This window comes from Campylobacter concisus (assembly GCF_015230035.1).
Taxonomy (GTDB): domain Bacteria; phylum Campylobacterota; class Campylobacteria; order Campylobacterales; family Campylobacteraceae; genus Campylobacter_A; species Campylobacter_A concisus_BK.
On sequence record NZ_JAAKZD010000006.1, the window covers coordinates 96,554 to 117,136 of the forward strand.

Annotated in this window: 17 protein-coding genes; 8 read left to right on the forward strand and 9 right to left on the reverse strand. The window is 37.9% G+C overall.

Annotated features, from left to right (window positions below; genetic code table 11):
- Nucleotides 1–1,932, reverse strand: a complete 1,932-nt coding sequence (gene abc-f / locus G6W41_RS05430; RefSeq protein ID WP_194170871.1) for a ribosomal protection-like ABC-F family protein — start codon at nucleotides 1,930–1,932, stop codon at nucleotides 1–3.
- Nucleotides 1,933–2,028: 96 nt separating this feature from the next.
- On the opposite strand from abc-f, the gene G6W41_RS05435 reads away from it, so the two are divergent.
- Together G6W41_RS05435 and G6W41_RS05440 are read left to right on the forward strand one after the other, a co-directional pair.
- Nucleotides 2,029–3,348 (forward strand): MATE family efflux transporter, encoded by a 1,320-nt coding sequence (locus G6W41_RS05435; protein WP_194170872.1) that lies wholly within the window; start codon nucleotides 2,029–2,031, stop codon nucleotides 3,346–3,348.
- A complete protein-coding gene (locus G6W41_RS05440; RefSeq protein WP_430733016.1) occupies nucleotides 3,324–3,986 on the forward strand; it encodes a M48 family metallopeptidase in 663 nt (220 codons plus the stop codon). Before G6W41_RS05435 ends, G6W41_RS05440 begins: the two co-directional genes overlap by 25 nt.
- An 11-nt stretch (nucleotides 3,987–3,997) precedes the next feature.
- On the opposite strand, the gene G6W41_RS05445 is transcribed toward G6W41_RS05440, so the two are convergent.
- On the reverse strand, nucleotides 3,998–8,428 hold the full coding sequence (locus G6W41_RS05445; RefSeq protein WP_194170873.1) for a DUF4062 domain-containing protein: 4,431 nt from the start codon (nucleotides 8,426–8,428) through the stop codon (nucleotides 3,998–4,000).
- A 281-nt stretch (nucleotides 8,429–8,709) separates the two neighbouring features.
- Between G6W41_RS05445 and G6W41_RS05450 the strand changes: the two genes are divergently transcribed.
- Nucleotides 8,710–9,195, forward strand: coding sequence for a tetratricopeptide repeat protein (locus tag G6W41_RS05450; protein WP_194170874.1), 486 nt, complete (start codon nucleotides 8,710–8,712; stop codon nucleotides 9,193–9,195).
- A 117-nt stretch (nucleotides 9,196–9,312) separates the two neighbouring features.
- On the opposite strand, the gene G6W41_RS05455 is transcribed toward G6W41_RS05450, so the two are convergent.
- From G6W41_RS05455 to G6W41_RS05480, 6 genes are all read right to left on the reverse strand, one after another.
- Complete coding sequence (locus G6W41_RS05455) at nucleotides 9,313–11,379, reverse strand: TRAP transporter permease (RefSeq protein ID WP_194170875.1); 2,067 nt, start codon at nucleotides 11,377–11,379, stop codon at nucleotides 9,313–9,315.
- Between the two features lie 87 nt (nucleotides 11,380–11,466).
- Entirely contained in the window at nucleotides 11,467–12,408 is a 942-nt protein-coding gene (locus G6W41_RS05460) for a TAXI family TRAP transporter solute-binding subunit (protein ID WP_012001579.1), read from the reverse strand.
- Nucleotides 12,409–12,612: 204 nt separating this feature from the next.
- The gene (locus tag G6W41_RS05465; RefSeq protein ID WP_194170876.1) at nucleotides 12,613–13,485 is read right to left on the reverse strand and encodes a carbon-nitrogen hydrolase; all 873 of its coding nucleotides are present in this window, start codon (nucleotides 13,483–13,485) and stop codon (nucleotides 12,613–12,615) included.
- A gap of 1 nt (nucleotide 13,486) precedes the next feature.
- Nucleotides 13,487–14,413, reverse strand: coding sequence for a cation diffusion facilitator family transporter (locus G6W41_RS05470; protein ID WP_194170877.1), 927 nt, complete (start codon nucleotides 14,411–14,413; stop codon nucleotides 13,487–13,489).
- Nucleotides 14,414–14,415: 2 nt separating this feature from the next.
- On the reverse strand, nucleotides 14,416–15,384 hold the full coding sequence (locus G6W41_RS05475) for an agmatine deiminase family protein (protein WP_194170878.1): 969 nt from the start codon (nucleotides 15,382–15,384) through the stop codon (nucleotides 14,416–14,418).
- The gene (locus G6W41_RS05480; RefSeq protein ID WP_194170879.1) at nucleotides 15,381–15,626 is read right to left on the reverse strand and encodes a CBU_0592 family membrane protein; all 246 of its coding nucleotides are present in this window, start codon (nucleotides 15,624–15,626) and stop codon (nucleotides 15,381–15,383) included. The genes G6W41_RS05475 and G6W41_RS05480 overlap by 4 nt, the downstream gene beginning before the upstream one ends.
- A 109-nt stretch (nucleotides 15,627–15,735) precedes the next feature.
- On the opposite strand from G6W41_RS05480, the gene G6W41_RS05485 reads away from it, so the two are divergent.
- The 5 genes from G6W41_RS05485 to G6W41_RS05505 all read left to right on the forward strand — a co-directional run bounded on the left by G6W41_RS05485 (nucleotide 15,736) and on the right by G6W41_RS05505 (nucleotide 19,069).
- Entirely contained in the window at nucleotides 15,736–16,389 is a 654-nt protein-coding gene (locus G6W41_RS05485) for an amino acid ABC transporter permease (protein ID WP_103569758.1), read from the forward strand.
- The gene (locus tag G6W41_RS05490) at nucleotides 16,376–17,044 is read left to right on the forward strand and encodes an amino acid ABC transporter permease (protein WP_009293647.1); all 669 of its coding nucleotides are present in this window, start codon (nucleotides 16,376–16,378) and stop codon (nucleotides 17,042–17,044) included. The genes G6W41_RS05485 and G6W41_RS05490 overlap by 14 nt, the downstream gene beginning before the upstream one ends.
- Before the next feature lies 1 nt (nucleotide 17,045).
- Nucleotides 17,046–17,783 (forward strand): amino acid ABC transporter ATP-binding protein, encoded by a 738-nt coding sequence (locus G6W41_RS05495; RefSeq protein WP_194170880.1) that lies wholly within the window; start codon nucleotides 17,046–17,048, stop codon nucleotides 17,781–17,783.
- A 93-nt stretch (nucleotides 17,784–17,876) separates the two neighbouring features.
- Nucleotides 17,877–18,734 carry a cysteine ABC transporter substrate-binding protein gene (locus tag G6W41_RS05500; protein ID WP_009293645.1) on the forward strand — a complete coding sequence of 286 codons (858 nt, stop codon included), beginning with the start codon at nucleotides 17,877–17,879 and terminating at the stop codon, nucleotides 18,732–18,734.
- A gap of 20 nt (nucleotides 18,735–18,754) precedes the next feature.
- On the forward strand, nucleotides 18,755–19,069 hold the full coding sequence (locus tag G6W41_RS05505; RefSeq protein ID WP_194170881.1) for a TfoX/Sxy family protein: 315 nt from the start codon (nucleotides 18,755–18,757) through the stop codon (nucleotides 19,067–19,069).
- Between the two features lie 68 nt (nucleotides 19,070–19,137).
- On the opposite strand, the gene G6W41_RS05510 is transcribed toward G6W41_RS05505, so the two are convergent.
- Entirely contained in the window at nucleotides 19,138–20,505 is a 1,368-nt protein-coding gene (locus G6W41_RS05510; protein WP_103605262.1) for a phosphomannomutase/phosphoglucomutase, read from the reverse strand.
- Between the last annotated feature and the right edge of the window lie 78 nt (nucleotides 20,506–20,583).

The following is a 20,583-nucleotide window of genomic DNA, read 5'->3' on the forward strand; positions in this document are numbered from 1 at the left end:
CTACTCTAGCTCCTCGGCGATCTCTAAAACTTCAAAATAGTCATTTTCTAGGCTTTCAAGCTCAGCTTTTGCCTTTTCAAGCTCTTCATAAAGCTTGGTTAGCCCCACTTCTTGATAAATTTTTGGATCACTAAGCCCCTCGTTTAGCTCAGCTACTCTTGCTTCAAGGGCTGAAATTTTATCTGGATATGTGTTTAAAATTTGCGTTTGCTTATAGCTTAGTTTTGCGCCAGATTTGCTCTTTTGTTTGGCTTCATTTTGGCTATTTGCTAGCTCTTTTTCAAATTTATCAAGCTCTTTCATCTCATCTTCAAGCTCCAAATAGACGCTATACTCTTCGTGCAAGACATTTATCTTTGTCCCCTCAAACGCCCAGAGCTTATTTGCCATCTTATCGACAAAATATCTATCGTGGCTAACTAGCAAGATAGCCCCTTCAAAGCTTTGCAAGTAGTCTTCTAAGATGTTGATAGTTGCGATATCAAGGTCGTTTGTCGGCTCGTCAAGCACCAGCACATCGTAAGTTTTGGTAAAAAGCATCGCAAGCGCGACGCGGTTTTTCTCGCCGCCACTTAAAACGCCTATCTTTTTATCTAAAAATTCCTTTGGAAAGAGGAAATTTTTAAGATAGCCATAAACGTGCATATTTCGCCCACGAACCAGCACGTGATCGCCACCATTTGGGCAAAATGTCTCTATTAAACTCTTGTCATCATCAAGGACATTTCTAGCTTGATCAAAGTAGCCTATGCTCACCTCGCCTCTTTTTATCTCGCCGCTGCTTTGTTTTTCAAGCCCTAGCAAAATTTTAAGCAGCGTGCTTTTGCCACTGCCGTTACGCCCCACAATGGCGATCCTCTCGCCCTGCAAAACCCTTGCGTCAAATTTTTCAAAAAGCACCTTGCCGTCTATACTTTTACTTAAGTTTTTAAACTCAAAGAGCATTTTTTTGCGGTTTTGGCTCTGAACTTGGTTAAAATTTTTACTCGCACGCTCCAGCTCTAGCCTCACGCGCCTTATCACGCCTGGGTTTTTCTTGGCCTCCTCGCGCATAGCCAGCACCCGCTCTTTTCTGCCCTCATTTCGCTTTAGCCTAGCTTTTACGCCGCGCCTTAGCCACTCCTCTTCAGCCTTTAGCTGTTTTAGTAGCGTCTCATGCGACTTTGCAAGGCTTGCTAAAATCTCCTCTTTTTTGGTTAGATAGTTTGCATATCCGCCCTCGAAATTTTTTAAGCTTGCATCCTCGACCTCAACGCACCTAGTTGCCAGAGCATCGATAAAATACCTATCGTGGCTTATAAAAACTATGCTTTGATTTGAGCCCTTTAGCATATCTTCAAGAAATTTGACCATATAGACATCAAGGTGGTTTGTAGGCTCATCAAGCAGCAGCACATCTGGCTTTTTAAGGATGAGCGCACCCAGTGCCACACGCCTGATCTCGCCACCACTTAGCGAGCAAATGGGTCTGTTTTCATACTCTTTTAGCTTAAATTCTTGCAAAATTCGCTCGATCTTGTGCTCGATATTCCAGCCGTCTTTTGCCTCTATAAATTTTAAAAGCCTCTCTTGCTCTTTTAAAATTTCTTTGTTTTCAGGATCATTTGCTAGCAGGGCGCCACTTTTTTCATAGTCGCTTATCGCGTCAAATATCTCTTTTAGCTCGTTATTTAGCGCATCTCTTACGCTAAATGTGGCGTTAAAATTTGGATTTTGCGCTAGCATCTCTACGCTTATCAAGCTCTGCACTATGCGTCTACCGCTATCTGCTGCCACCTCGCCAGAGATGATCTTCATAAGCGTGCTCTTGCCGCTGCCGTTTTTACCGATGATCGCTATCTTTTCATTTTCATTTACACTAAGGCTTACGCTGTTTAAAATTTCATTTGCGCCAAATTTTTTACTTACGTCTATTAGGTCGATTAATGCCATTTTTCTCTCAAATTTTAAATTTTTTGGATTATATCAAAAGGGAGCTAAAACCTAATTTGGCTATAATCGCCCCAAAATTTAAAAAAGGAGAAATTTATGAATCTTTCTATGAAAAAACTGGTCGTCCCTATATTTCTAGATATGTTTTTGCACTTTATAACGCTCATCATAAACACCTACATGGTGACAAAAGTGAGCGTGCATCTAGTTGGCGCCATGGGTGCGGGCAATCAAGTGATGGACCTTTTTATGACCATTTTTAACTTCTTAAGCATGGGCTGCTCAGTCGTCGTCGCACAAGCTCTTGGAGCAAAACAAAACGAGCTAGCCTCAAGCGTCATACACGCAAGTATCACGTCAAATACGATCTTTGGCATCTTTTCAGCCATCATCATCTACGTCTTTGGCTACAACATCTTAAATTTACTAAACGTACCAAGTGATCTCATAAACGATAGCTTCTCATACCTTCACATCCTTGGCTTTGCATTGCTATTTGATGGCATCGGCATGGTGCTAGCTGCGGTGCTTCGCGTCTATAATCTAGCAACTGCTGTGATGCTAACTTCGGTTTTGATGAACATCATCACCATCTTTGGCAACGCCATCGCTCTTTTTGGCTGGTTTGATCTGCCAAATTTAGGCCTGCAAGGTGTTGCTATCTCGACATTTGTGGGCAGACTAATAGGCCTTTTTGTCCTACTTTACATGCTCATACGCGTGGCAAAAGTTAGAATTTATCTTAGCGGACTGCTTGTCGTGCCGTTTAGAATTTTAAAGAAAATACTCTCAGTTGGCCTACCAAGCGCTGGCGAAAATTTACTCTGGATGGCGCAATACATGGTCGCTTTTGGCTTTATCGCGAGCATGGGCGAGGCAACTCTTAGCGTGCAGACTATCTACTTTCAGATCACTCTTCTAATCTTGCTTTGTGGAGCTAGTATCAGCGTGGCAAACGAGGTCATCGTGGGGCATTTAGTGGGAGCTAGCGAGTTTAACGAGGCTTACGCAAGAACCTTTAAAGCCTTGTGGCTTGGAATTTCTATCACGCTCGTCGTCGTTTTGATCGCCTACGCCTTAAAGTATAAGATCATGGACGCACTAAATTTAGATGAGAGCTTACGCAAGATAATGCTACCACTCTTTACACTCTCGATCGTGCTAGAAGCTGGCAGAACCTTTAACATCGTCATCGTAAATGCCCTTCGTGCAAGTGGCGACGCGAAATTCCCGCTAGCGACTGGGCTTATCTTTATGTGGGGGCTTTCGCTGCCGCTTGGATATTTCTTAGGCATACACCTTGGCTGGGGCATCGTTGGCGTTTGGATAGGATTTTGCGCTGATGAGTGGCTAAGAGGCCTTGCAAATACATGGCGCTGGAGAAGCAAAAAGTGGCAAGAAAAACGCCTAGTTTAAGGCAAAAGAGCCTAAATTTAGACTTTTATGGCTTAAGCGTTTTAATAAATTTTAAAACAAATGTAAAGGCTATGCGATTAAGAGTTGGTAAGGACGCTAAGATCACGCTTTCTATGCCATTTTACAGCACGCAAAAGATGGCTCTTAGCTTTCTTGAGACGCACAGAATTTGGCTTGAAAACTCATATAAAAAAGCTCTTTTAAATTTGCCAAAAGATGATGAGATGAAATTTCTTGGGCAAATTTATAAGATCAAATTTGATGAGAGCGCAAAGGTGCCATTTTTTGAAGATAAATTTATCATAACGCCAAATTTAAAGGCACTTGAGCGCTTTAAAAAAGCAAGAGCAAAAGAGCTATTTTTAGAGCTTGTAAGCTACTATCAGCCTCATATCAATAAGCCAGTTAGTCGCATCGTCATAAGAGATAGCAAAACTCGCTGGGGCAGCTGCAACCACAAAAAAGGCTATATAAACTTAAGCCTAAGGCTTATAGAAAAGCCACTCTCTGCCGTGCGATACGTCGTGCTTCACGAGCTTACTCACCTGCTCTATCCGCATCATCAAAGCAGTTTTTATAAATTTATAGAAGCCATCATGCCTGATTACAAAGAGCAAGAGCAAATTTTAAAATCGTAATTACTTATACTTTAGATACAATCATCACCAACAACACCCATATCTTTTAATTCTTTAATCTTAAGTGATATTTTATTTATTTCTTTTTCTATATCATCTCGTAATTTTTTATCTGAATTGACTATTTTTAATATTTTACAAAAACTATCCATTTGACATGATAGCCTAAAATACGCTTCTTTATCATTACCAAGCTTTGTTTGTGTATATCGGCATACTTCAAGAAGTTTTTTTGCTGCCAATATAATTGCTTCGTTATTATAATGACAAAAACAATAGGCAAATAAAAATTTTTCATATTCAGTTGCTATTGGTAAATTTTTATCAATATATGGACGATATAACAACCTTTTCTCACTCTGATCAAAAAAGTCGCCTTCTATTAAACTTTTATTATAGCGTTCATCAAACTTTTCTTTCATAGCAATTAACAGAAGTATCCTTTCATCTGGGTCATCAACAATATTTGTAGCATACATCCAATTGTGTCTACAATAAAAATAATCTAAGATACCAAACAAACTATCATCAAAATTTTTGTCAATTTTTTTGATACAATTTATCATGACCTGACCAAGTTTATTGGAAAACAAAGCAAGGTCTTCACTGTACTGATCATGCTCTGCATTTTCATACAAACTTTTAGTAAATGCTTTTACTCTATTTAAAACATCATTTGCAGTAAAATAATCTTTTTGCACATACATATCATACAGATTTACTACCAATAAAAAAGTATTCCATTTCTCATTTTTGTCACACGTATGCGAAACTTCTTTATTTAAAAACATAACAGCATTACGATATATCTTACACTCATTACTGTTATTAAGTTTAAAATAACGTTTTGCATGCAACGTGTCTCCAAAGTCCTCAAACATAATTTTATTAAATAGCTCTAATTTCAAATCATTATATAAGTTATGTTTGATAATATACCTATATAAACATACCACTAAAGCTCTAGCATCATCTTTTTTATCAATCAAGCTTTCACTATTCCACATTTCTTCCATTTTCAATAATATTTTTTTAAGCAATTCTGTCATATCTGACCTATTTAGATTATCAAGATACTCAAACAGATCAATAAAACTAGTAATATTCTCATTTTCTGTAACTTCATTTTTAATGATTTTTCGCACAGCAAAATTTGTAATCACCACAAATTGTTCGCTATTTATAAAATCATTATTTCTATATGGATACTTTAAAGCAAGTGAGAAAATTTTCAACGATGAATAACTAAGATTAGAAAATATCGTTCGTTCTTTAATTAAAAGGTCCTCTTTTTTTGATTCAATTATCTGTTTTAACATAACATAAAATTCATTGAGTACCTTATAATAAATTTTGCTTTTGTCAACTTTTTCTTTTTCTGAAATATACCCAAAGTGTTCTTTTAAATATTCTTCATAATAACATTTGGCTTCACCAGTATCGTAGAAATAAGAATTTTTTAATATATCTAACGCAACTATCCACCCTATAGCTCCAATATAATAGTTTATAAATAGATTGGAATTTTCATTGTCATAGTAATACCTAGACAAAGTTGCCGCATTATACAACAACTTCTCTAAAAGAGTTTTGCACGAATGTTGCTCTTGAATATCCAATAGAGCGGTATCTACAAGTTCTGCAAAAATAGACCGTGCATAACTTATACTATATATTAAATAATCACTTGGTAATATATATTTTTTTATTTCTAATTTTTCTTTATATAGATCATCCATATCAAATAAACCACCATTTTTAAGCAGATCAAAATCCGTATAAAAAAAGATATTAAACCATATACCATTTGCTTTTTTATACTCTTTTTTTTCTTGATATATTAGTGCTTTTGTATTCTGCAATTCAAAATACTTATTATAAAAGACGTCTCCAAAGTTTTTTATAGATGGATTATCTATTATATACTTTTCCGCAACACCAATTAATTCTTCAGCCTCATTAAGCTTATTTGTATCTGAATAATAAAAAATATAAGCTCTAGCAATTAGCATAATAAAATGCATCATTATTAAGTTATTGTTTTTTGTTTTTATTTTTTGTTCTATTTCAAAAAAATCCTCCATTCTTTTTAAAGCACTATCAAAATCTTTACGATCATAAGTTAAAGACATGGTCTCTTGCGACAACTTTATGGCTATATCGGTCATATATTTTTCATTGTCTTGGCTTTGACTTAAAAACTCCAAAAATAGTCTTCCTATTTGAACAGCGTTTAACAAATATATACCATTGTAACTTTTTGAAGTTATATCTATATATTTGTATAAATATTGATCTAGCTTATTTATCCACTCCGTAGCCTGTATTGCATTATTTGAAATAAGATTATTTCTAAATATATCTAAAATTTCGTCATAATTTTCTGTGTTTAAAAATTTAACAAGCAGATCAGCAAAAATAATGCTATATCTATTAAACTCAAATTCTTTTGATACTATTATCTTAGAAAGTCCATCAAGAAGTGAAATTAGTTCGCTTTTAATAACATCACCATAATGTATAAGAATTGCGTTTTTAAATTCTCTATGAGTAAAAACATAAACTTCAGTATCGTCTTTTTTTGCAATTCTTAAGAATGGTTTCATAGCTGACATAAAGCGACTATAATGTATTAAAGGAAGCTCATGAGATAGGTTTTTATGAAATATTTCTGGTGCAACTTTATCAATGAACTCCTTGTTAATATTTATGAGTGTCAAAAGTTCGTTTTCACTTAAGCCATCTGTAATAGCCAAATACAACAAAACCTTTTGAATGAAAAATTTATCATGATGATATAAAGTTGACAAATTTTCTATAAACTCTTGAGTTATATAATCTTGGCTATTTGCAAGCATTACTATGTCTTTACTAGAAAGCCTTTTTAATTCCTCGCATGCTATCACTGCATAAAATGGCGTTCGATTTCCCTCTGAGAAGAACAAAAGCTTTCTCATTTGATTTTCTTGAATAGCCCTATTAAAAGACTTTAAAATTTTTAATACAAATTTGTTAAAATCGCTAATTTCTTTGACCTCAAGGGACAAAATACTACTTTTTCTTAATTCGAAGCACGCTAAGCTTTCTTGAGAATATCTTTTATCGTCCAATGCAGATATTATAATTTTACACTTACAATTTTCAGGGATAAATGACATATCTCTCATATTATCTAATTCTAATTGCTCAATACCGTCAATAAAAATAATTATTTTTTCATCTAGTAAGCCTAGTATTTCAGATATCTTATTGAACGACCCACTAGTATTTCCTATAATGCAATCTTTAATGTCGAGTTCTTCAAAAATACTACTAAAAAGCCCTGAAATTGTTGTGCTTTCAGATGTAGCACCAACAAACCGATATATAACTCGTTTATTGTTTTTTTCTAGTTCATCTATTGATTTTGCCATTATGGTAGTTTTACCACTTCCAGATTTACCATATAAAAGAAAAGAACCATGCAAATCTATATTATTTGCAAAATCTACTATATTTGAAATTGCTTCAGATACACTAAAAGTTTCAACAAAAGTGTCTAATTTTTCTTTTTTAAATTTATTATGTTCATCTTTTTCGCTTACATTTATTTGCTCAAGCTCTTGCAATTGCTGCGTTATCTTTGCTTTTAGAAAAATCAACACTTTTTCACAAAAGTTATTTAAATATTCTTTATTTTCTATATTTTCATGATAAATATTATCAGGATTTAGTACTTCTTCTATAAAATATCTAAAGTTCTTTACATTTTCAGTATCGCTATTATTTGTTTTTTGTTGTTCATCTCTACAAAAAACAAATATATGTTCTTTATCAATACCATTTTTTGCATATTCTGCGACTTCTTGGTGAGTAGCAGACATAAAATACTTTTCAGCATCTTTTTTTTGCAAATGACTTTTTACAACACCTGTCTGTAAAATTTGTCTTATTTTGTTTTCTGTCTCATACCAACTATCAAATACTTTTTGTTTTGTTTCATTATTAATTTTTTTCCATTCTTCAGAACTTATAATTTCTTTTAATCTGTAAATAGGTAATATTTTTCCTGATGTATCTAGCTGATTTTCATCCAAAAAATACCATTGATGTAATAAATTTTTATCATCTTCTTGAATATTGCTTACAATGGCTTCAAATTCTTTTTTTTCTATCTTTAAAGGCAATGGAATCCAACCATAACGATTGCCTGATAAAATTATAAAATTAGGATATGGATAGCTCTTGCAAGTTTTCACCTCATTTAAGCAAATTTCCATTGTACGTTGATCAAGTTGTGCTTCTTGATCTATACCCCAGCGCAAATCAATTGGTTGAAAAACAGCACCATTATTTTCGCAATATTGTTGTATTTCTGGAAAAACCCTAGTTTGCAATAACTCTCTTTCTAATTTGAAGTCACTAAAAGTTGACGATAAAAACAATCTAAAAATTTTTTTCATTTTATACCTCTATTTTTACAATTTATAGCATTATACAATCAATTATCGATTTTGATGACAATTTAATACGTTATAAAAAAAGCATATTACGAGACCCAAAAGCTTAAAAACACAAAAAGCAATAAAAATTATTATTTTTCTTAATTTAATTTTTTGTGATATCTAAAAAATCATATTTTTTAAATTTATTTTTTAGATATTAAAATGGTATACACCAGCTATAAAGTAAGTGTAAATTTAATATGTTAAAATTGCACATTACTTTACAAAAGGAAAATTTTATGAAAAAAATGATTTTTATCTCGCTTCTTGCAGCTTGCGCTCTAGCAGGTGACTTTGAAGATGGCTTGAAAGCTTATGCTGACTCAAATTTCACTGAGGCTTTGTCTAAATTTGAAGCAGGTTGCGCGGCAAATGACGCAAGATCATGTGCAAAAGCAGGTGCGATCTATCAGCTTGGCAAAACTGACGTGCCAGATAGCAACAAAGCGTTAGAGTTTTACAACAAAGCTTGCCAAGGTGGCGAAAAAGAGGGTTGCTCAGCAGCTGGTGGAATTTATCTAAACAGCGATCCACAAAAGGCAAGAGAGCTTTTTAACAAAGCTTGCGAGCAAAACGACGGCTACTCTTGTGGCATGATAGGCTCGATGCTAATAGAAGCTAAGAAATTTAAAGAGGCTTACACCTTCTTAGAAAAAGGCTGCAAACTAAATGATAAGATGTCTTGCGAGTTTGCAGGCGATCTAAAACGCTCAAAACAACTTTGATCTTTAGGCTTTTAAAAGCCTAAATTCTCACTTTTCTACTAGAAATTTATAAAAATTTAAATATTTAAATCCAAAGTTTAAATTTAAAAGTTTAGGCAAGAGAGCTCTTGCCTAATGTTAAATCGCTCTTATTTGATCAAGCGGTTTATCTTTTATGCTCCACTGGGTCATAAAGACAAAGCCATAAAGAGCTGCTGCTACGATGTAGGCTGTGTATTCGTTTGGCATTAGTCCAAATTTCACACAGATGCTTGGCACAAGAGCTAGAGGCACGACTGGGATAAGTAGCGCCCTCTCCCAAATCCTAAGCTTAGTGACGTAGTAGCCTTGAAGCAAGCTTGAAAAGGCAAACATCCCCACGATCGCCATACCAAATACAAGTAAAATTTCAAGCGGGTTGCTCATCCAGACTATCCCTTTTGAATCAAGTGGATCGCTCGTGTTTATGCTCTCAATTAACATAAGTTTGTTGTTAAAGAAAAAGGCAAATGGCAAGATCGCTGTTCTTAGATCGTAAAAGAACCCTTGCACGCCAACGGTTATCGGATTTGCTTTAGCGATGCCAGCTGCTGCGTAGGCTGCGATGCCAACTGGTGGCGTATCATCGGCTAAAATTCCAAAGTAAAATACAAAAAGATGCACGGCGATAGCAGGGATCAAAAAGCCATTTTTATGCGCCAAAAACAAGATAACTGGCGCAACAAGGCTTGAGACGACGATATAGTTTGCTGTCGTTGGAAGACCCATACCAAGGATAAGCGACATAAGAGCTGTTAAAACTAGGATCATCATGATGTTATCACCTGCTAAAAGCTCAACTAGATCAGAAAGTACTTGACCAAGGCCAGTAAGCGAGATAGAGCCCACGATGATGCCGGCAAGCGCTGTTGCGATGGCTATTGTGGTCATGCTCTTTGCAGCTGCGACCATCGCCCAAAATATATCTTCAAAGCCAAGAAGCACGTCGCTTAGCCCTACTTTTTCGCCTGAAGCTAGCTTTTTAGTTGGCTCTTGAAAGATCATTATCAAAAATAAAAATCCAATCGCATTAAACGCTGCAGCTATGGCTGACTCTTTTGCGATTAAAAGCGTATAAAGCAAGATCAAAATAGGCGTTATATAGTGAAGGCCACTTACAAAAATTTTAAATCTTGAGTGAAATTCGCTCTGATTTATGCCTTTTAGTCCAAGCTTAACGCTCTCTAAATGCACGATAAAAAATAGTGACAAATAGCACGCAAATGCTGGGATAACCGCTGCCATCATGACATTTGTATATGTCATACCTAAAAACTCAGCGATGATAAAAGCAGCCGCACCCATGATAGGTGGCATGAGCTGTCCATTTACACCAGCTGCGACCTCGATGGCTCCAGCTTTTGTGCGTGAAAGACCAGCTTTTTTCATAAGCGGAATGGTAAATGTACCAACGGTTACGACGTTTGCTGTTGAGCTACCTGAAACCATGCCAGTTAGGCCACTTGCGATGACTGAAGCCTTAGCTGGGCCACCTCTATATTTACCAAGAAGTGAGAAGGCTAAATTTATAAAGTATTGTCCAGCGCCTGCTCGCTCTAACAATGAACCAAAAAGAACAAAAAGGTAGATAAAACTAACGCTAACGCCGATAGGCACGCCAAAGACGCCCTCGGTTGTCAAAAACATGTGTCCTGCGATCTTTTCAAAGCTGGCACCCTGATGAGCGATGATGTCTGGCATATAAGGGCCAAAGTGATCATATATCAAAAATAATATACAAATGATAGGAAGCGCTGGTCCCATGACACGCCTGCCGGCTTCAAGCAAGACGATGATCGCCAAAAACGATATGACGATATCTTGAGTGATGTAGTCCCCTGTTCTATCAGCTAGCTCGTAAAAATAAACCGCTGGATAAAGCACGGCAACAACGCCTACCACACAAAAAACTAGGTCGTAAAATGGCAAACTAGAATGTGCCTTTTTATGAAAAGTGACTGGATAGAGCAAAAATACAAGCCCAACCGCAAAAGCTAGGTGCACTGAGCGCGAAATGTTAGTATTTAGCGGGAAATACGCTATATAAAGCTGAAAAACTGACCAAGAGAAGCACACAAATGCGATGAAATAGTTGTAAAAATTGCTATTTATCTCTCTTGTCTTTACCTCGACAAATTGTTCTTCGTTGTCATTAACTTCGTTCATCTTTCTCCTTTAAAATTTAAATATATAAATTTAGAAGAAATTTGCATATTTAAATTTTATCCAGAGGCAAAAGCCCCTGGAGATGGATTATTTTAAGATACCAGCCTCTTTAAATGCAGCCTCTGCAGCTGGGTGAAGTGGAGCTGAAAGACCTTGAACAAGATCCTCTTTTTTAACTGATTTTAGTGCTGGGTGAAGAGTTTTATACTCATCAAAGTTATCTAAGATAGCTTTTATCACAGCTTTTACAGCCTCATCTTTTGTATCTTTGCTAGTTACTAAAACAGCTTTTACACCAATAGTATTTACATCGTGATCGACGCCGTCATATGAGCCTTTTGGGATCACGCCTTTTGCAAAGTATGGTTTTTCTTTAAGAAGGTTATCGATCTCACTGCCTTCGATGTTTAGGATATCAATAGGCAAAGATGTCGCAGCATCAGTGATGTTTGCAGTTGGGTGACCAACGACAAAGCTATATCCATCTATCTTTTTATCTTTTAGTGCATGTGGGCATTCGCCAACTGTTAAAACGCCGCGGTATCCTAGTTTTGAAACGTCAAAGCCTTTTGCTTTAAAGACCTCAAGCGTGCTCACTTCGTTGCCGCTACCTGGGTTGCCTACGTTGTATTTTTTACCTGCAAATGAAGAGAGATCGCTTGTTAGACCGCTATCTTTTGCTACAACAAACGCAAGAAGCTCTGGATAGATCGCAACTACTGAGCGTAAATTTTCATCTTTTGCTCCGTCAAATTTGCCAGTGCCGTTAAATTTATCATAGACGACATCGCTTTGAACAAAGCCAAATGTGAGCTCTTTTTTAAGGACGTTATTTACGTTATAAACAGAGCCGCCAGTTGATTGAACAGAGCATTTTACGTCTGTATTTTTATTTGCCAAGCGGCAGATCGCTCCACCTATCGGATAGTATGTACCTGTCATGCCGCCAGTGCCGATACTGATAAATTCTTTTGCTGAAAGTGTTGTTGCCAAAAGCAATCCAGCAAGTGCCAAAGAAGTAGTTTTCATCTAAAATCCTTTCAAAAAATTTAAGGCTATTTTATTCTATAAATTTAGCTTTGTATCTTTTTGATATGATATTTTTATGCCATTTTGGTAAAGTTGCAACTATTCTACACAATCAAGGCTTAAAAAAATATTTTCTTAAGAATAAATTTATATTTCTTTTACGAGCATTCTAAATTTTTAGAGCTAGAAATTCTAGCTCTAAATTTAGTCGATAAACCTCTTTGTGATATTTGCGTAGGCATCGATCCTGCGGTCTCTTAAAAAAGGCCAAATTCTACGCACTTCTTCGCTTCTTTTCATGTCTATTTCAATGATCTTGCAAAGCTCATCTGTGCTATTTGCGCGGAAAAGCTGCTCGCCTTGTGGCCCGAAAACAAAGCTATTTCCCCAAAATTTTATCCCATCCATCACGCCGCTATCATCTTTTTCAAAGCCCACGCGATTTACTGCGACTACTGGCAGACCATTTGCCACGCTGTGACCTCTTTGCACCGCCACCCACGCTTCAAGCTGTCTTGACTTTTCATCCTCGCTATCGCCCTCAAACCAGCCAATAGCCGTTGGATATATGAGAATTTTCGCCCCTTTTAGCGCCATTAGCCTTGCTGCCTCTGGATACCACTGATCCCAGCAAACCAAAACGCCAAGCTTGCCAAGGCTAGTCTCAACTGGCTCAAAGCCAATGTCACCAGGTGTAAAGTAAAATTTCTCGTAAAATCCAGGATCATCAGGGATGTGCATTTTTCTGTATTTGCCAGCCACACTGCCGTCACGCTCGAAGACAAAGGCGGTGTTGTGATAAAGTCCGTCAGCCCTCTTTTCAAAGAGCGAAGTGACTAAAACTACGCCATTTTCTTTTGCCACCCTGCCCCAAAAAGCGACGTCCTCTTGCCAATCATTTGCGTGATCAAAGAAATTTGTATCCTCGCTTTGGCAAAAGTACTGCGTCTGGTGCAGCTCTTGGCAGACAACTAGATTGGCGCCACCTTTTTTTGCCTCGGCGATTAGCTCAAGCGTCTTTGCAATGGTTGCCTCTTTTGTCCCTTTAAATTCTTGTTGAAGTAGTGCTACTTTCATCTCATCTCCCTTCTTTGTCGTTGTATGGGTCTAAATGCGTGGTTATCTGCCACGAAAATTCCTTAAATTTCTCTCTTATCTCGGCTTCAAGCGAGTCGGCCACCTCGTGCGCGTCGTAAAGCGATATATCTTTGTCAAAAACTAAATGCAGCGTTAAAAATATGGTATTTGCGCTCTGTCTTGTGTTTAGGTAGTGAAAGTCTGAAATCCTCTGCTTTGCCTTTATCATCTTGATGATCTCAGCTGTGACCTCAGGGCTTGCAGCGTGATCTAGCAAGACACCAAAGGCGTCTTTGCCAAGACTTATAGCACTTTGAGCGATGTAGCCGCTTATCACGATACCAAAGATCGCATCTATCATCACAAATCCGCTAAATTTAATGATAAGAAGCGAGATGATGACTGCAAGGTTGCTAAAAAGGTCGATCTTATAGTGCAGTGCGTCTGCTTTGATGATAAGGTTGCCACTTTTTTTAGAAATTTGGTTTAAAAATAGCACCAAACATAGAGTCACCACGACCGAAAATACCATCACACCAAGGCTTAAGCCAAGGTCTATCTCTAAATTTGGCTCGCTAAATTTCTTAACGCTCTCATAAAATATATATCCAGCAGCCACGACGATGATGACACACTCAAATAGCGCTGCCAAGGCCTCCAGCTTTGTGTAGCCAAAGTTAAATTTCTCATCAGCTTGCTTTCTTGACTTTCTAAGTGCAAATAAATTTAAAAGTGAAACGATAAAATCAAGCATTGAATCAATCGCCGAGCCAAGCACAGCGACTGAGCCGCTAAAAAGTCCAGCTGTAAATTTCACAAGTGCGAGTAAAAAGGCGCAAGCTCCAGCTGCGATAACGGCCTTATTTTCGCCCTGCGTGCACTCCTGCTTATTTATGCTGTTAAACTCATAATCAAACGGACTTGACAAGGCTAAGACCTTTTGTATCTATTTTGGCTTGAGCAGTGAAGTGAGCCATTTTGACGGACAAAAACTAGCGAATTTACACCGATGATCTTTCTATCTGGCAGCGCCTGGGCTAGTAAATTTAGCACCTTTTCATCGTTTTCGTCGTTATATGTTGGCACGATTAGTGCGCCATTTATAAAGATAAAGTTTGCATAGGTGCAGCCAAGCCTTTTACCATCATAAAATTTAGGTTTTGGTAGCGGCAGAGCAAGTAGCTTAAAGCCAGTTTTTTTAAGCTCATCCTCCATCTTTTTAAGCTCATCAAAGTGCTCATCGCTCTCATCTTCGCAAGCTGCGTAAGCTATCGTATCAGGCGTGATAAAGCGCGCTAAAGTGTCGATGTGACTATCTGTGTCATCGCCTCTTATAAAGCCATTTTCAAGCCAGATAATACGTTTTAGTCCAAATAAATTTTTTAGTTTTTCTTCGATCTGCTCTTTGCTAAGCGCTTTGTTTCTATTTTCATTTAGTAGGCATTTTGAGGTGGTTAAAAGCACGCCATCTCCGTTAAACTCGACGCTTCCGCCCTCTAGTATCATATCAACCGGCTCAAGCTTAGTTTTATAAATTTTAGCTAGCTCTAAATTTATCGCATCATCTTTTGAACTCTTAAATTTACCGCCCCAAGCGTTAAATTTAAAGTCGTAACTTTTTATGCCGTCTTTGGTGCAAACGTCGATCATGCCGTAGTCTCTGATCCAAGTATCGTCAGTCTCAAGCTTTACAAACTCTACATTTTTAAATCTCTTAAACCTAGTAAAATTTGCCTCATCAGGGCAGATGAGCACCACCTTTTCAAAGGGCGTAATAGCAGCCACAAGCTCCTCATAGCCCGCCAAAATCTCCTCTAAATAAGGCTCCCAGTCGCTCTTACTATGTGGCAGCGATAAAAACAAAAGCTCCTGCTCTTCCCACTCTGCATACGCTCTCACGCTCTCTCCTTGTAAATTTTATAAATTCCATAAATCGTAACGATTATCCAAAAGACCTCTATCAAAAATGAGCCGAGGTTAAAATGCACAAAAAGCGAGATTATAAGCAGCACCGCACCTGCTAAATTTATTATCTGGTAGGCTAGATCACGGCTATTTAGACGGCCGATCTGAAGTAAAAAGTAGCCCATCACGATGCAAATCATCCCTAAAAAGCCGATGATCTGAAAAAGATCAATCAAATTTTATCCTTTTTGTAAGCTTAAATTTAAAGCGTGATCATATCTAATTAGTTTTAAATTTATGATTATGGGATAAAATAACTCCATTTTTCAGATTGGATTAAAGTTTATGGATTTTGAGTTTATTGAGAAATTTTACCCCCTTTTTGTAAAGGCTGGGATTCTCACCTGCCAGATCGCCTTTTTGGGGATCGTTTTTTCTATTTTGATAGGCATTTTTTGCATGGCTGTGAAATTTTACAAGCTAAAATTTCTCTCAAAACTAGTTGATTGTTACGTTGAGCTTTCAAGAAACACACCGCTTCTTATCCAGCTCTTCTTTTTATACTACGGCTTGCCAAAGCTTGGAGTGTCGATGAGTGGCTTTACCTGTGCGGTCGCGGGGCTTAGCTTTCTTGGAGGCAGCTACATGAGCGAGAGCTTTAGACTTGGCTTTGAGGCGGTGAGAAGGTCGCAGATAGAAGCAGGACTTAGCATCGCACTTAGCAAAAACCAGCTCTTAAGATATGTCATCTTGCCACAAGCCTTTAGCGTGGCACTTCCAAGCATCAGCGCAAACGTCATATTTTTACTAAAAGAAACCAGCATCGTTAGTATCGTAGCCCTTGCTGATCTAGTCTATGTCGCAAAGGATCTTATCGGACTTTACTACAAGACAGATGAGGCGCTTTTTATGCTGGTTATTAGCTATCTTGTCATCATCTTGCCAGTCTCGCTGGCGCTTAGCTACGTCGAAAAAAGGGCAAGACATGCAAGGAGTTAGTATATTATTTGACACGCAAAATTTACTAAGGCTACTTGAAGGTCTTGTAGTAAGCACTGAAATTTCACTCATCTCTATCATCATCTCCGTCATCGGCGGCCTTATACTTGGCGTTTTGATGAGTATGAAAAACAAATTTATCTATTTTGTTTTAAAAATTTGCCTCGAGATCGTGCGCATCATGCCTCAGATCGTCTGGCTATTTTTATTTTACTTTGGCGTTAGCAAGGCTTTTGATATCCACATCTCAGCATTTACCGCCTCGCTCATCGTCTTTAGCCTTTGGGGTGTTTTTGAGATGATGGATATCGTGCGCGGCGCTATCACCTCGATACCAAAGCACCAGTTTGAGTCAGCCGCCTCACTAGGACTTAGCAAATTTCAAATTTACTTTTATGTCATCATCCCGCTTGCTACTAGAAGGCTGGTGCCTGGAGCTGTAAATTTACTAAGCCGTATGATAAAAACGACCTCTATCGTCGTGCTAATCGGTGTTGTAGAGGTGGTCAAAGTCGGTCAGCAGATCATCGAGCGAAATGTATTTACAAATCCTATGGCGCCATTTTGGATATACACGCTCATATTCTTTTTATATTTTGCGATCTGCTATCCAGTCTCAAAACTATCGAAAAAACTAGAAGAAAAATGGAGCTAAAATGAGCGAAAATATCTTAGAACTTAAAAAAATAAACAAATTTTATGGAGAGCTTCACGCCTTAAAGGATATAAGCTTAGAGGTAAAAAGTGGCGAAGTGGTCGTGCTTCTTGGACCATCAGGCTGTGGCAAGAGCACAACACTTAGATGCATAAACGGCCTTGAGAGCATAGCAAGCGGCGAGATCGTCATAGACGGCGAAGTGATAGATGCTAAATTTAATGAGTGGCAAAGGATCCGCCAAAAAGTCGGCATGGTCTTTCAAAGCTACGAGCTATTTGATCACATGAACGTTATAGACAACGTCCTTCTTGGACCTTTAAAGGTGCAAAAAAGAGATAGAGCCGAGGCTGAAAAAACGGCTGATATGTGGCTAAGCAAGGTTGGGCTACTTGATAAGAAATTTGCCTATCCAAAGGAGCTAAGCGGCGGTCAAAAACAGCGCATAGCAATAGTTAGAAGCCTTTGCTTAAACCCTGAGATCATGCTATTTGACGAGGTTACGGCTGCGCTCGATCCTGAGATCGTTAGAGAAGTGCTTGATGTGATACTAATTTTAGCCAAAGATGGCATGACGATGCTAATAGTCACCCACGAGATGAGCTTTGCAAGGGCGGTTGCAAATAAGATCGTATTTATGGACGCTGGAGCGATCGTGGAGATCAGCGAGCCAGAGGAGTTTTTTACTAATCCAAAGAGTGAGAGAGCGAAGAAATTTCTAAATTTATTCTCATTTTAGAAAAAATAAGAGATAATTTGCCGTTTTTTTCAAAATGCGTTTAGAGCGAGATTTAGTCGCTCTTTATTTACTAAATTTTTCAAAGGAGAAAGAGTGAGAAAATTTAAATTTTTCTTATTAGCATTAGTCGCTACCGTCTTTCTAACGGGTTGTGGTGATGACAAAGGTGCGGACAAAGCAGCCGCTTCAAACCAAGCTGATACGATCGCAAAGATCAAAGAGCGTGGATATATAAGGATAGGCGTTTTTAGCGACAAACCGCCATTTGGCTACGTCGATAAAGACGGCAAAAACCAAGGCTATGACATCTACTTTGCAAAACGCATCGCAAAAGACTTACTTGGCGATGAGAGCAAGGTCAAATTTGAGCTAGTCGAGGCTGCTGGCAGGGTCGAAGTGCTCACAGCCGACAAGGTCGATATCACGCTTGCAAATTTCACAAAGACGCCTGAGCGAGCACAAGTTGTTGATTTTGCGCTTCCATATATGAAAGTTTCACTTGGCATCGTTAGCCCAGAAGGCGCTGTGATAAAGAGCGTCGATGAGCTAAAAGACAAGACCTTGATCGTCAATAAAGGCACAACCGCAGATGCGTTTTTTACAAAAAATTATCCAGATATAAAGCTTTTAAAGTATGATCAAAACACCGAAACTTTCGCAGCTTTGGTTGATAAAAGAGGTGCAGCTCTAGCGCATGATAACGCCCTACTTTTTGCCTGGGCAAAAGAGACTCCTGGCTTTGTCGTAGGCGTTGAAGCGCTTGGCGATGTGGATGTGATAGCTCCAGCTGTCAAAAAAGGCAACAAAGCCTTACTTGAGTGGCTAAATAACGAGATCATCGAGCTTGGAAAAGAAAATTTCTTCCACAAAGACTATGACGCGACACTAAAACCGATATATGGCGATAGCGTCAATCCTGAATCTCTAGTCGTCGAAGGCGGCAAACTCTAAATTCAAAGTGAGTGATCATAGTGAATGAATTTAATGAATATGTTCGCGATAGATTTTCTGAATTCGGCGATATTGTCATAAAATCCATGATGGGTGGATACCTTGTATATTTTAACGGTAAACTGATAGGTGACATTTGTAATAATGAACTGTTTTTAAAGAGAACGCCGACATCGGACAGACTTCTTGCAGACTCAGAACTACGTTATCCTTATAATGGCTCAAAGACGTTAATGCATGTATTCGAGAAATTTGAGGATGCGAATTTGATTGGAGAATTGTTGCGCAGCATGTATGCGGAACTGCCCGAAAAGAAACCAGCAAAAGCCAGATAAGTTGGATGTTTAAATAAAAATTTGAAAAGCATTTTGGAGTAAATTTAACCCAAAATGCTCTTTGCAAGCTACATTAAGCTCTTTAGCAAATTTGTCACTTTTTGCTCGATCTCTTCTAAGAATTCCTTGCTCTTTGCCTCAAATCTAGTGACGATAACTGGCGTTGTATTTGACGCACGCACCAGCGCCCAGCCATTTTCAAACTGAATTCTTATGCCATCAATATCAATGATATTTTTTATCTTTGGCAGGTCGCAGCCTTCGTTTTTCACGCACTCTTTTAGCTTGGCAACTATCTTAAATTTAGCCTCGTCAGTCGTCTTTATCTTGATCTCATCGGTACTAAAGACAAGCGGCATCTTATCAAGCTCGCCGTCAAGGTCAAAGCCCTTATGAACTAGCTCAAGCACCCTCATCATCGCATAAAGTGCATCATCAAAGCCAAAATAACGCTCTTTAAAGAAGATATGACCGCTAACTTCAGCTGCAAGATCTACGTTTAGCTCTTTCATCATTTTTTTGATGTTGCTGTGTCCAGTCTTACCCATAAAGACTTCGCCGATTTTTGCGATCTCATCATACATATTTTGTGAGCATTTAACCTCGCCAAGCACCTTTGGATGTTTCATGTTTAGCGCATAAAGATATGCTAGCTCATCGCCTTTTATATCTCTTTTTGGCGTTATCACGGCGATCCTATCGCCATCTCCGTCAAAGCCAAATCCAAGGTCAAATTCTTTCTTTTCGATGAGCGAAAACAGCTCTTTTAAATTCTCTTTTTCGCTTGGGTCTGGGTGGTGATTTGGGAAATTTCCGTCTGGATCTTCATATAAAATTTTCGCATTTAGTCCAAGTGCCTTGACGATAGGCACCAAGCTCACGCCAACAGCGCCATTTGCGCAGTCGATGACAAAAGGCTTTTTGAAATTTTTAAGCTCGCTAAATTCTTTTACAAAAAACTCAACGTATTTTTCTAAGATATTAAATTTCTCACAGCTCTCATCGTCTGCTATTTGCTCACCAGAGGCGATTATCTCGTTCACCTTATCTTTTAAAATTTGCAGATCTTTGCCAAAAAAACTATCTTTTTTAATAGTGATCTTAAAGCCGTTATAATCTTTTGGATTGTGAGAGCCTGTGATCATGATGTTTGCGTCGAAATAATCAGCATAAACGCTAAAGTAGCCAACAGGAGTTGGTAGCAAGCCGATGTTATAAATTTTAAAGCCACCAGCCTTGTTTAGACCGCTTAGCAGATACCTAAAAAGTGTGCTAGCACTTAGCCTTGCGTCAAAACCAACGCTTAAAGTTTTCACGCCAAATTCGTTAAATTTCTTACCCAAAGCAAGCCCTATAGCCTTGACGCTGTCCTCTGTCAAGTCTTTTTCAAAAATGCCGCGAATGTCGTATTCTCTAAAAATTTCATCATATTTCATTGTAAATTCTCCCTAAAAGAATGCAAAAATGATACAAGAATAAATTTAAAAAGGAGTAAATAATTTTATAAATTTAGT

Coding starts and splice junctions, on each gene's coding strand:
- abc-f (WP_194170871.1), bottom strand. CDS start 1,932: ATGGCATTAATCGACCTAATAGACGTAAGTAAAAAATTTGGCGCAAAT.
- G6W41_RS05435 (WP_194170872.1), top strand. CDS start 2,029: ATGAATCTTTCTATGAAAAAACTGGTCGTCCCTATATTTCTAGATATG.
- G6W41_RS05445 (WP_194170873.1), bottom strand. CDS start 8,428: ATGAAAAAAATTTTTAGATTGTTTTTATCGTCAACTTTTAGTGACTTC.
- G6W41_RS05450 (WP_194170874.1), top strand. CDS start 8,710: ATGAAAAAAATGATTTTTATCTCGCTTCTTGCAGCTTGCGCTCTAGCA.
- G6W41_RS05455 (WP_194170875.1), bottom strand. CDS start 11,379: ATGAACGAAGTTAATGACAACGAAGAACAATTTGTCGAGGTAAAGACA.
- G6W41_RS05460 (WP_012001579.1), bottom strand. CDS start 12,408: ATGAAAACTACTTCTTTGGCACTTGCTGGATTGCTTTTGGCAACAACA.
- G6W41_RS05465 (WP_194170876.1), bottom strand. CDS start 13,485: ATGAAAGTAGCACTACTTCAACAAGAATTTAAAGGGACAAAAGAGGCA.
- G6W41_RS05485 (WP_103569758.1), top strand. CDS start 15,736: ATGGATTTTGAGTTTATTGAGAAATTTTACCCCCTTTTTGTAAAGGCT.
- G6W41_RS05490 (WP_009293647.1), top strand. CDS start 16,376: ATGCAAGGAGTTAGTATATTATTTGACACGCAAAATTTACTAAGGCTA.
- G6W41_RS05495 (WP_194170880.1), top strand. CDS start 17,046: ATGAGCGAAAATATCTTAGAACTTAAAAAAATAAACAAATTTTATGGA.
- G6W41_RS05510 (WP_103605262.1), bottom strand. CDS start 20,505: ATGAAATATGATGAAATTTTTAGAGAATACGACATTCGCGGCATTTTT.